Origin of the sequence: Janthinobacterium sp. FW305-128, from assembly GCF_020858135.1 — a bacterium.
Taxonomy (GTDB): domain Bacteria; phylum Pseudomonadota; class Gammaproteobacteria; order Burkholderiales; family Burkholderiaceae_D; genus Janthinobacterium.
The window spans coordinates 1-11475 of record NZ_JACYMK010000024.1 but is presented as its reverse complement, the minus strand read 5'-3'; the positions used below and the strand labels follow the sequence as shown (position 1 = coordinate 11475).

General features: G+C 63.5%; 10 protein-coding genes. 6 read left to right on the top strand and 4 right to left on the bottom strand.

Annotation, left to right across the window (positions count from 1 at the left end):
• The 3 genes from IGS60_RS28090 to IGS60_RS28080 form a co-directional block, all read left to right on the top strand.
• The coding region (locus tag IGS60_RS28090; RefSeq protein ID WP_230506147.1) for a thiamine pyrophosphate-dependent enzyme at positions 1-744 on the top strand (744 nt) is incomplete at its 5' end.
• A gap of 258 nt (positions 745-1002) precedes the next feature.
• Positions 1003-2004, top strand: a complete 1002-nt coding sequence (gene pta / locus IGS60_RS28085) for a phosphate acetyltransferase (protein WP_070292322.1) — start codon at positions 1003-1005, stop codon at positions 2002-2004.
• 1 nt (position 2005) lies between these two features.
• On the top strand, positions 2006-2767 hold the full coding sequence (locus tag IGS60_RS28080; protein WP_230506887.1) for a sulfite exporter TauE/SafE family protein: 762 nt from the start codon (positions 2006-2008) through the stop codon (positions 2765-2767).
• Here the strand turns inward: IGS60_RS28080 and IGS60_RS28075 are convergent.
• Positions 2764-4161: an RtcB family protein gene (locus IGS60_RS28075; protein WP_230506886.1), complete on the bottom strand. Its 1398-nt coding sequence runs from the start codon at positions 4159-4161 to the stop codon at positions 2764-2766. The two genes, IGS60_RS28080 and IGS60_RS28075, sit on opposite strands and share 4 nt — an antisense overlap.
• Positions 4162-4588: 427 nt before the next feature.
• Here IGS60_RS28075 and IGS60_RS28070 point away from each other — a divergent pair, with 427 nt between their 5' ends.
• The 3 genes from IGS60_RS28070 to IGS60_RS28060 all read left to right on the top strand — a co-directional run bounded on the left by IGS60_RS28070 (position 4589) and on the right by IGS60_RS28060 (position 7550).
• Positions 4589-5476 (top strand): RNA ligase family protein, encoded by an 888-nt coding sequence (locus IGS60_RS28070; protein ID WP_230506885.1) that lies wholly within the window; start codon positions 4589-4591, stop codon positions 5474-5476.
• On the top strand, positions 5476-6615 hold the full coding sequence (locus tag IGS60_RS28065; protein ID WP_230506888.1) for an AAA family ATPase: 1140 nt from the start codon (positions 5476-5478) through the stop codon (positions 6613-6615). Before IGS60_RS28070 ends, IGS60_RS28065 begins: the two co-directional genes overlap by 1 nt.
• Positions 6616-6857: 242 nt before the next feature.
• Positions 6858-7550 (top strand): choice-of-anchor E domain-containing protein, encoded by a 693-nt coding sequence (locus IGS60_RS28060; protein ID WP_070223842.1) that lies wholly within the window; start codon positions 6858-6860, stop codon positions 7548-7550.
• Here the strand turns inward: IGS60_RS28060 and IGS60_RS28055 are convergent, their stop codons facing one another.
• Genes IGS60_RS28055 through IGS60_RS28045 form a run of 3 tightly spaced genes read right to left on the bottom strand, consistent with a single transcriptional unit; the run spans position 7551 to position 11139 of the window.
• Positions 7551-9284 (bottom strand): cobalt chelatase, encoded by a 1734-nt coding sequence (locus IGS60_RS28055; RefSeq protein WP_230506884.1) that lies wholly within the window; start codon positions 9282-9284, stop codon positions 7551-7553.
• Positions 9281-10255, bottom strand: a complete 975-nt coding sequence (locus IGS60_RS28050) for an AAA family ATPase (RefSeq protein ID WP_230506883.1) — start codon at positions 10253-10255, stop codon at positions 9281-9283. The genes IGS60_RS28055 and IGS60_RS28050 overlap by 4 nt, the downstream gene beginning before the upstream one ends.
• Positions 10256-10296: 41 nt before the next feature.
• Complete coding sequence (locus tag IGS60_RS28045) at positions 10297-11139, bottom strand: IclR family transcriptional regulator (RefSeq protein ID WP_070223846.1); 843 nt, start codon at positions 11137-11139, stop codon at positions 10297-10299.
• Between the last annotated feature and the right edge of the window lie 336 nt (positions 11140-11475).

The following is an 11475-nucleotide window of genomic DNA, read 5'->3' as shown; positions in this document are numbered from 1 at the left end:
CGCGACGAGCGGTACGCCACCGTGCAAGCGGAGAAGGCCGCGTGGGAAGAGGAATTGACGAACTGGACCCATGAAAAGGATGCGTACAGCCTGGACATGATCGAAGAGCAGAAGAAAGAGCCGGGCAATTATTTGCATCCGCGCCAGGTGCTGCGCGAGCTGGAAAAAGCCATGCCGGAAGACGTGATGGTGTCGACCGACATCGGCAACATCAACTCGGTGGCGAATAGTTACCTGCGCTTTGAAAAGCCGCGCAGCTTCTTTGCGGCGATGAGCTTTGGCAACTGCGGCTATGCCTTCCCGACCATCATCGGCGCCAAGGTGGCCGCGCCGCACCGTCCGGCCGTGTCGTATGCGGGCGACGGAGCCTGGGGCATGAGCCTGATGGAAACGATGACTTGCGTGCGCCACAACATTCCCGTCACCGCCGTGGTGTTCCACAACCGCCAGTGGGGCGCGGAAAAGAAGAACCAGGTCGATTTCTACAACCGCCGCTTCGTTGCCGGCGAGCTCGACAACCAGAGTTTCGCGGAAATTGCGCGCGCCATGGGCGCCGAAGGCATCACGGTCGACAAGCTGGAAGACGTAGGTCCGGCCTTGAAAAAGGCGATCGACATGCAGATGAATGAAGGCAAGACAACCATCATCGAAATCATGTGCACGCGCGAGCTGGGCGACCCGTTCCGCCGCGATGCGCTGAGTAAACCAATTCGTCATCTGGATAAGTATAAAGACTACGTTTGATGCGCTGAGGTTGTTGGATTACGCCTTTCAGGCTAATCCAACCTACCCAACCTACGTGTGGAGGGCATTGCGGGTAGGTCGGATTAGCCGGGCAAAGCCCGGCGTAATCCGACACCACCCGGGCAGTAGCCAGGCCCGGCGTCATCCGACACCACCCCGACCGATCCTTGTATGACCCCGGCTTGCCGGGTTTTATGTGCCGGAACCATCTTTATGCTTCCATGGTTCCGGCACTTTTTTTACCGAATTGGAGTCGCCATGAAAGCCCTGCACCGCATCATCGAGCAAGCCCGCGCCGTGCCGAAAAACATCGTGTTGTGCGAGGGCGGCGATGCGCGCGTGCTGCAGGCGGCCGCGCGGGCTGCCGCCGAAGGTCTGGCGCACATCACCCTCGTCGGCCAGCCGGCCGCCATCCTCGCCCTGGCGCACGAGCACGGGCTCGACCTCGATAGCGTGCGCCTGGTCGACCCGGCAACGTCCGACGAGTCGGAACACTATGCCCAGCAATTGTTTGTGCTGCGTCAAGCCAAGGGCATGACGGTGGAGCAGGCGCGCATCGCCGTGCAGGATCCGCTGTGCTACGCCAACCTGATGGTGCGCCTGGGCGACGCCGACGGTTGCGTGGCGGGGGCCGTGCACACGACGGCCGACGTGGTGCGCAGCGCCATCCAGATCATCGGCGTCGACCCGGCCTTCAAGCTCGTGTCGAGTTTTTTCCTGATGATGTTGTGCGAACCGTTCCACAGCCTGAAGGGCGGATTCATCTTTTCCGACTGCGCCCTCGTCGTCGATCCGAAGGCCGAGGAACTGGCCGACATCGCCATGGCCGCCGCCGACAGCGCGCAAGCCTTGCTGATGGAAGAACCGCGGGTCGCCATGCTGTCGTTTTCCACCAGCGGCAGCGCCCACCACGCGGCCGTCGACAAGGTGCATGCGGCCACGGACCGGGTCAAGGCCCAGCGTCCGCTGCTGGCCATCGATGGCGACGTGCAGCTCGATGCGGCCATCGTGGCCGAGATTTCCCAGAGAAAAGTCAAGGATTCCGTCGTCAACGGCCGCGCCAACGTGCTGGTATTTCCGAACCTGGACGCGGGCAATATCGGCTACAAGCTGGCCGAGCGCATGGGCGGCGCCGTCGCCATCGGCCCCTTGCTGCAAGGCTTGAACAAGCCTGCCAACGATTTGTCGCGCGGCTGCAGCGCGATTGACGTGTACAACGTCATTGCCGTGACGGCCGTGCAGGCCCAGGGTGGGCGCTGAGTTGTTCAGCCTGCCCGTGCTGGCGCTGCTGGGCGTGGTGGCGGCCGGCACGTATTTCCAGACCGTCACGGGCTTTGGCCTGGGCATGATCGTCATGGGCGTGGCCAGCGGCCTCGGCCTGGCGCCCGTGCCCGCGCTGGCGGCCCTCGTCAGTTTATTGTCGCTTGCCAATTGCCTCGTGGCCTTGCCGGGCGCCTTGCACCACCTGGACTGGCGCGCCATCCGCGCTGCCAGCATCGGCTTGCTGCCGGCCATGGCGGCCGGCGTGTTGCTGTTGGGATATCTGGATCAGGCGTATGCGCCCTTGTTGAAATTGTTGCTGGGCGCGGCCATCGTGTATGGCGGCGTCAGCATCCTGCTGCAGGCGCCGCCGGGACCGGGCGCGGCGGACAAGCGCAGCTTTTTCATCAGCGGCGTGTGCGGCGGCCTGTTCTCGGGCCTGTTTTCGCTGGCCGGCCCGCCCCTCGTGTACCAGTTTTACCGCCAGGAAATGAGTCTGACCACCATCCGCTACAGCCTGATCTTCCTGTTCGCCATCAGCGCGGGTGGACGTTCGCTGATGGCGGGCAGCCAGGGCCAGCTCGACGCAAAAGTCTTGCTGCTGTGCGCGCTGGCCTTGCCCGTCGGCGTGCTGGCCACGATGGCCGGCAAACGCTATCCGCCGCCGATCGCCCAGCGCGGCATGCGCCGCATCGCGTTTGCCGTGCTGACCGCCATCGGCCTGTCGCTGATGGCGGCGGCCGTGCCGCAATTGCTGCGCTAAGCCTTGAACGTCAATAAAGGTTTCAAGCGCGCCACCGATTGCAGCAAGCCCGCTTCCTCCTGCGCAGCGATGACGGGACCGATCTTCTTGTACGCCATCGGCGCTTCCTCGACGCGGCGTTCCTCGCGCAGGGTCACGCACTGGAACGCCATCTCGTCGCCGCCCACCGTGGGCCGGATGGCGCGCATGGCTTGCCTGCGGATGCTGCGCCCCGCGCCATGCGAGCACGACCACAGCCAGTCGGGATTGCCCATGCCAGTTGCCACATAAGAATAGTCGCCCATGGAGCCGGGGATCAGCGCCAGGTCGCCTTCGCGCGCCGGCGTGGCGCCCTTGCGGTGGATGTTCATGCCATGCTCGCGCAGGATGACGTTGTGCGGCACGTCCACCACCAGGCGCGATTGATCCTGCGCAAACACTTGCGACAGGCTGTCGCGCACCAGCTCGGCCAATACCATGCGGTTGACCCAGGCATAGCGCGAGGCCACGCCCATGGCGCCCATGTATTCGCCGGCCAGTTCGCCCGTCAAGCCGTACAGGCCCGACTGCGGGTGGCGCACGCCTGTCGGCCACGCCTCTTTGGCGCGGTCCATCCAGCGGCTGCCCACAAAAAAACCCACGTCGCGGCTGCCGCTGTGGATCATGACGACCACTTCGCCCGGCACCAGCCCGTGCCGGTACGCGGCGTGGCGGTCCATGACGGCGTCGACCAGCTGGATTTCCACGAAATGGTTGCCCGATCCCGTCGTGCCCAGGCTGGGATCGCGTATCACTTCGCGCCTGCCCACCAGTGCTGCGGGCGCATGGCGCAAGCCGCCGCCCAGTTCGCGCAGGGCGATGCAAGCGTCGAGTTCGTGCAACAGCCGCTCCTTGTCGACGCGGGGCCACAAGCCATCGTCATGCAGGCTGTCGATGAACGCTGCCGGACCCACGTCGAACAGGGCGGCAAACGCCTTCGAGCGCAGCGGCACGTTGCGGCCGTCTTCCAGCAGCACGTGTTTGAGCTTGGCGAGCAGCTGCGGCTTGCGCGCTTCGAACTGGGCCAGGGTCAGGCCCGTCGTGATCAGGCGCATGCCGCAGGCGATGTCCGTGCCGGGGATGGCGGGGATCACCATGTCGGGGCTGGTGGCGACGATGCTGCCGACGGGCGCGATGCTGCCAGGGTGGAAGTCGGGCGTGGCGCACGCCTTGCACACATGGCCATCCTGGCCGGGCACGGCGACGGCGGCAAATTCCATCAGCTGTCGCACGGCTTTTTCCTCGAGGGGAAAGTTATGGGGCAGCAGCACGGACGCCTGGGCGTGCGGATTGCTGAGCGTATAAATACCGTCGGCATAGGCGACGGCGATGCCCTGGCGGCGCAGGGCTTTTTGTAATCTGGATAGGGGAAACACGATTCTGCTCCGGAAATAACGAATGCATGGCCCTTTTGCAAGGGCCATGTTTGTTTTCCACGCAGCAGCGACAGGAAGTGCCGCCAGCTTAGCAAATTTTACGCAGCTTGCAAAGCCAGGGGGGGCGCACGATACGGATGAGCCACTTGCAAAATAATCAAACAGCCTTTATATTCGCGGTTCTTTCTCGAACCTCTTCCTTATTGGAGCCAAAAGTGCCTCGCTTCTTCGCCATCACCTGCTAACGCTGACGAAATGCTCTCTGCAGCATCGTTCGGCGCGTTGACGCCCCCGATTGCTGCGGCACTGTTTTTGCTCTTTCCGCGCACGTATCCGAGACCCAGGTCTTGATCGTCCACGCCCGAACACGTCGTCAGCATCCCTGACCCTGTATGGACACGCCCCGGTGAACGCGGCGTGGGACGCTATGTTTTTACAATCTTTACCCTTATTCAAATATCCGCGCACGCCGCACCTGGAAGGCTCGCGCCTGCAGGACGGCGACGACGGTTCCGACCAGATGCCATTGAAAAAGCTGGCCGGCCAATACGTCGTCATCGAGGAAAAAATCGATGGCGCCAACTCCGCCGTGTCGTTCAGCGATGCGGGCGAGGTGCTGCTGCAGTCGCGCGGCCACTACCTGGCGGGCGGCGGCAGCGAACGCCAGTTCAACCTCTTGAAACCGTGGGCCCATGCGCACGAGCACGCCTTGCTGGGCTTGCTGGAAGACCAGTATGTGCTGTTTGGCGAGTGGTCTTACAGCAAGCATTCCGTGTTTTATGACCGGCTGCCCCATTATTTCAACGAGTTCGACGTGTATTGCCGCCGCAGCCAGATGTTTCTGTCGACGGCGCGCCGCCACGCCATGCTGGCCGGCTCGCCCGTGCTGTCGGTCCCCGTGCTGTACGCGGGCACCATGCCCGCGTCGCCGAAACAGCTGTGGCAGCTGCTGCGCCATTCGCTGGCCAAGTCCCTGCTATGGCGTGAGGCCTTTGAAAACGTGGTGGCGCGCGAACGCTTGCCGCTGGACCTGTGCTGGAAGCAGACGGACAAGTCCGACCACGCGGAAGGCTTGTACCTGAAAGTGGAAGACGACGAGCAAGTGCTGGCCCGCTACAAGCTGGTGCGGCATGACTTTACGCAAACCATCCTCGACAGCGGTTCGCACCACAGCGCGCGGCCATTGATCCCGAATCTGCTGGCCGACGGCGTGGACCTGTACGCGCCGCAGCCGCTCGTGACGTGGGAAAGCCTGGGCTTGCATACCTGCAGCTCGCTCGACGAGCTGGCAGCTTACTCAATGAGTACACAATGATGAACTGGAAAACCCTGCAGCAACTGGTGCCCACAGCGGGCCAGTCGCCCGACTTCAGCGCCTGCCTGGCTGCCTTCCCGCAGCTGGAACTGGCGAAGACGACGCCGCAAAACCCCGTCTATCACGCGGAAGGCGACGTGTGGACGCATACGATGATGGTGGTGGAGTCCCTGCTGGGCATGCCTGAATATCAGCAAGCCACGCGGGCGGAACAGGAAATCGTGTTCCTGGCCGCCTTGCTGCACGACGTGGCCAAGTGCAGCACCACGGTGATCGACCCGGTGACGGGCGCCATCGGCCAGCCCGGCCACTCGCGCAAGGGCGCGCTCGATGCGCGCATCGCCCTGTGGGACTATGACGTGCCATTTGCCGCGCGCGAGGAAATCTGCCGTCTGATTAACGTACATCAAGTGCCATTCTTTGCGCTGGAACAATCACGGCGCGGCGTCACGCCGGAATTTACCGTGCGCGAACTGTCGTGGCAAGTCGATATCCGCCTGCTGGCCATGCTGGCCGAGGCCGATATCCGCGGCCGCATCTGCCCCGACCCGCAGCGCATCCTCGACGCCATCGAGCTGTTCCGGGAACTGGCGCGCGAGGAGGGCTGCTATGGCCAGCGCAGGGTCTTCGTCGACGACCACACACGCGTCAAATACTTTCGCGGCGCCGAGGCGCATCCCGATTATCCGCTGTTCCAGGAGCCGGGTTCGCACGTGATCGTCATGTCGGGTTTGCCCGCATCGGGCAAGAACACGTGGGTGGACAAGCACCATCCGCGCCTGCCCGTCGTGTCGTTTGACGATGCGCGGACGGCCTTGGGCTTGAAGCACGGCAAGAACGAGGGGCAGGTGGGCGACTATGCGGAAGAGCGGGCGCGCGAACTGTTGCGCAAGCACGAACCGTTCGTGTGGAATGCCACGCATCTGTCCAAGCTGATGCGCGAGAAGACGCTCAACCTGCTGTACAAATACCATGCGCAGGTGGAGCTCGTGTACCTGGAGCAGCCGCGCAAGGAGTTGCTCAGGCGCAACGGCCAGCGCGACACCTCGCTCAGCAACAAGAAGCTGCAAGCGATGCTGTGGAACTGGGAAATTCCGCTGCCGATGGAGGCGCATGCCGTGCGTTACTGCGTCGATTGAGGCGCCCGCCAATGTGTCGCACTGCGTTCGTCCGCTTTTGCGATAGTTGCATGAGCAATCAAAATGTTAATGGTTATTTTTAAAATTGCAACAAACTGAGTATATTGTGACTCTTTCATTTATTACAATGAATTGTCTGGTTAGCTGAATGGCCGGGCTGTGGCGCGAGGGACCTCCCTCGCGCTTCCTGCGTGAATCACTGCGTGATCCACTCTTCCTCATTGAATGAACAGGAGTCATCGATGCAAAAATCTCTCATCGCACTGGCCGCAGCCGCCGTGCTAAGCCTTGGCGCCGCATCTTCCGCGCAGGCGGCCACCCAGACCATCAGCTTCAGCGCCGACCGCGCCCTGGGCGCCACCAACTGGTCAGATACCCTGGGCCTGGGCAAGTTCGACAGCAACCTGGGCACCCTGACGTCGATCAAATTCCATCTGGAAGGCGCCGTGCAGGGCAGCGGCCGGACGGAAAGCCTGGACGCCAGCGCGTCGAATGTGACCCTGAGCCTGGCCTCGCTGCTGACCTTGTACCGTCCCGACAACTCTACCTTGCTGGTGGCCAATCCCTTGTTTACGCAGACATTCGCCCTGAGCGCCTTTGATGGCAGCATCGATTTCGCCGGCACCTCGGGCGCCAGCACGGGCCTGCGCTCGAGCACGGGCTCGAATGGCTACACGAGCGCCAGCGCCAGCGACTTCGCCCTGTTTTCCTCGGCGGGCGGCGGTTTGATTTACCTGGGCTTGAATGCCATCGGCTCCTCGATGGGCAGCGGCGCGGGCAATTTGCTGACGCAGTTCCAGACGTCCGCTTCCGGCCGCGTGGCAGTGACGTATGAATACGTGAGCGCCGTGCCGGAGCCGGAAACCTATGTGATGCTGCTGACGGGGCTGGCGCTGGCCGGCGTGATGGCGCGCCGCCGCAAGCCCCGCGCCTGATCAGCGCCGGCCGCGCCCGGCGATCAGCTGGGCGATCTCGCTGAACAGCTCATTGTTCAGCGAGGCGGGCAGGGTGGTGGCCAGGCTGCGGCTGTAGTAGGCGCCCAGGTCCAGGCCCAGGCCCAGCCCGCAAATTTCCACGGCGCCCTGCGCTTCGCGGCGCGCCACCACCTGTTTCAGATGTTGCGCCAGGTAAAACTCGTCGTTGGCCAGATTCGTGGCCGTATCCATCGGGCAACCATCTGACACGACGAGCAGGATGCGCCGCCGCTCCGGCCGCGCCAGCATGCGCGTGCACGCCCAATCCACAGCTTCGCCATCGACGCCTTCGCGGTACAGGTCCGCCTTCAGCAGGGCGGCGATATCGGGCCGCGCGCGGCGCCAGTTCGTCTCGCCATCCTTGAACACCATGTGTACGAGTTCGTTCAAGCGGCCCGGGTTGGCGGGCGAGCGGGCGCGCATCCAGTCGCGCTTGACGCGGCCCCCGTTCCACGCGCCCGTCGTAAAGCCCAGCAATTCCGTCGTGATGCCCGCCTGATCCAGTGCGCGCAGCAAGATGTCCAGCAGCACGGCCACGGATTCCGCATGCGTCTTCATGGAACCGGAGCAATCGACGAGAAAGGTGACGAGGCAATCAGCCTGGGGCAGAAATTGTTCCTTGCGGAACAAGCGGCGCTCGGAGGGCGAGCTGATCAGCTGCGCCAGGCGCCGGCCATCGATATAACCTTCTTCCTCGCCGAACGACCAGCCGTCGCGCTGGGGCACGGCCAGCAATTGCGTGAAGCGCCGGGCCAGGCGCGCCGTGTTGATGCCCAGGCTGGCGATGCGCGCATCCATGCGTTCGCGGTACTCGAGCAGCAGGGCGCGGCGCACGAGGTCGCCCGCCTTGTCTTCGCGGTCGTAGGCCGTGGAGTACGCCTTGTAGCCGCCAGCGCCATCGCTGAAGGCGCGGCTCTCGCCCAGCGGGGCGGCGTCTGGCACATTGTCGTTATCGCTGTCGAAATCGAGCAGCAGCTTGAACGCTGCCCGCGCCTTGGCGTCGCCCCCGTCGTCCTGGTCTCCCTCGCGCGCCGCTTGCGCCTCTTTCAGCATGGCATCGACGGCATGGGCGATGGCCAGTGCGTGGCGCGCAAAGGCGGCCTGGTCGGTGCGGTGGCGGCGCAAGCCCGCCAGGTCGCCGCTCAGTTGCGAGGAAACGGACCAGCGCGTCGCTTCGATGAAATCTTCCGTCTTTTCCAGCACGGGCCGGGCCGTCAGGCGCGACCAGCACATCTGGAACACTGTATACAAGAGCAAGCCCGATGCGCCTTCGGCCAGGCCGGAATCGTAGAACGCGTGCGACCAGGCCGTGAAACGGTGGCGCAGGTTGGCGATGACGCCGGCATGCTGATCTGGCGCCAGCGTTTCCACGCGCAGTTGCTCCAGCAGCTCGAAGACGAGCCGCGCCACGGGCTCGGGCGGGCACAGCGACTTGTGCAGGGCCGCATCCGTGTGCAGCAGGCGCAGGGCCACGCTGTCGGCCGCGCCGCGCAGCGAGGGCAAATCCTGCAGCGCCGCATCGGGCTGCAGATGCGCCGCGTGGATGGGCAGGGGGCGGTGGCCGTCGTGCAGGCGCCGTCCCCGGTAGCGTATCGCCGCTAGGCCGCTGAGCGCCCGGATGGCGCCTGCGCACAGTTCATCCGTTTCCTGCTGCTCGCGCGTGTAGGCGGCGGGCGCCGTCGCTTCGGCCTTCATGGCGCCGTCGCCAGCAATTCCTCGTTGAAACAGCGCTGGTAATACTCGGCGACCATGGGCCGCTCGGCCTCGTCGCATTTGTTGAGGAAGGACAGGCGGAAGGCCAGGGCCGGATCGCGGAAGATCTGGCAGTTTTCCGCCCAGGTGATTACCGTGCGCGGCGACATCAGGCACGCGAGGTCGCCCGCCGCATAGCCGTGGCGCGTGAGGCTGGCCACGGCCACCATGCGGCTTGCCAGCTGGCGGCCCGCGTCGTCATTCATGGCGGGGACACGCGCCAGCACGATGTCCGTTTCTTCGTCCTGCGGCAAATAGTTCAATGTGGCAACGATGTTCCAGCGGTCGATCTGCGCGTGATTGAGCACTTGCGTGCCGTGGTACATGCCGTTCAGGTTGCCCAGACCCACCGTGTTCGAGGTGGCGAACAGGCGGAAGTGGGGGTGGGGCGTGATGACCCGGTTCTGGTCGAGCAAAGTAAACTTGCCGTCGCGCTCGAGGATGCGCTGGATGACGAACATCACGTCGGGGCGGCCCGCGTCGTACTCGTCGAAGATCAGGGCCACGGGCCGTTGCAGCGACCAGGGCACGATGCCTTCCTGGAATTCCGTCACTTGCTGCTGTTCGCGCAGCACGATGGCGTCCTTGCCGACCAGATCCAGGCGGCTGATGTGGCCGTCGAGGTTGACGCGCACGCAGGGCCAGTTCAGGCGCGCCGCCACCTGCTCGATATGCGTGGATTTGCCCGTGCCGTGCAAGCCCTGCACCATCACGCGGCGGTTATGCGTGAAGCCGGCCAGGATGGCCAGGGTCACGTCCTTGTTGAAGCGGTAGGCGGGATCGATGTCGGGCACGTGCGGGTCGCGTTCCGTGAAGACGGGCACGAGCAAGTCGCTGTCGATATGGAACAGGCTGCGCACGGACTGCAAGGTTTGCGCTGCGGCGGCGGGGGGATGTTGGCGTGAATCTGGCACCTTGTTCTCCTGGTCAAGCCGCAGCATGGGTGCCGCAGCGGTTATGAATTACCTGTCTGCAATGCGTCGTCGTCCCCGCCCGTGGTCGGCATGGTTTCCGATTCGATGGCGGCCAGGGCTTGCGCGGCGCGTTGCAATGCTGGCAAGAAATGTAAAGCCTTGTCGTGCGTCAAACGGATGATGGGAGCCTGGATCGCCACGGCCAGGTTCGAGCGGCCGTTCGGGTTCGGCACCAGCACGGCCACGCACAGCAGGCCGGGCAGGAATTCCTCGTCGTCCAGCGCGTAGCCGTTGCGGCGCACCAGTTCCAGTTCGCGCTCGAGCTTGACGGGGTCCGTTTCCGTCTTGTCCGTAAAGCGCGTCAATTCCATGTGGCCCAGCAGGCGGCGCCGTTGCACGGGCGTCATTTGCGCCAGGAACAGCTTGCCGCTCGACGAGCAGTGTGCCGGCACCCGCGAACCGGGATGCAGGTAGAAGCGCAGCGGGGCCGCCGTTTCCACCCGGTCCAGGTACACCACTTCGCTGCCGCTGAAGGCCGTCAGGTTGCAGCTTTCGCCCACTTCCTCGACCAGCTGGCGCAAGACCATGCGGCGGGCGCCATGGAAGGTGTTGTTAATCAAGAGGTTAGACGCCAGGCGGCGCAGGCGCACGCCCGTGCTGTAGTGGCGCCCGTCGCTTTCGCGCTGCAGCACGCCCACGCTTTCCAGCTGTTGCAGCATGCGGTGCAAAGTGGGCTTCGGCAGCCCCGTTTCTTCCACCAGCGCTTGCAGCGACAGCAACTGGTCTTTTTCGGCAATCACTTCCAGCAAGGCAAACAAACGCATCGTGGGCGTGTCGCCTTCCAGTTTTTCCGGCTCAAGTTTTGGGGATGAAATCATGTCCATGGTGGCCTCGGTTGGGTATCTGAGTGTTACATCAGCTTATTTCATTTTCGAACTCAAATTGTACCGTTTCCTCGAAATTCTGTTTGACTTTTGATTGCCGAACGCTTAAATTGAATTGTATATCAAATTTCGGAACAAAATATACCGTTTTTTGATAAATAAGTTGATAAATACGCTGCAGTTCATTACCACAGACCAGGAGACACCCATGAATGACATGACCGAGCAAAAAGCCGCCGCCGCAGCGGCCATCCCCACCGGCCCGCAAAAGATGACGCCTTCCGAAGCGTTCGTGGAAACCCTGGCCGCCAATGGCGTGACCGACATGTTCGGCAT

Bases quoted from the DNA above. Each gene is read 5' to 3' on its own strand.
- pta (WP_070292322.1), top strand. From the start codon at position 1,003: ATGAAAGCCCTGCACCGCATCATCGAGCAAGCCCGCGCCGTGCCGAAA.
- IGS60_RS28070 (WP_230506885.1), top strand. From the start codon at position 4,589: ATGTTTTTACAATCTTTACCCTTATTCAAATATCCGCGCACGCCGCAC.
- IGS60_RS28065 (WP_230506888.1), top strand. From the start codon at position 5,476: ATGAACTGGAAAACCCTGCAGCAACTGGTGCCCACAGCGGGCCAGTCG.
- IGS60_RS28060 (WP_070223842.1), top strand. From the start codon at position 6,858: ATGCAAAAATCTCTCATCGCACTGGCCGCAGCCGCCGTGCTAAGCCTT.
- IGS60_RS28055 (WP_230506884.1), bottom strand. From the start codon at position 9,284: ATGAAGGCCGAAGCGACGGCGCCCGCCGCCTACACGCGCGAGCAGCAG.
- IGS60_RS28045 (WP_070223846.1), bottom strand. From the start codon at position 11,139: ATGGACATGATTTCATCCCCAAAACTTGAGCCGGAAAAACTGGAAGGC.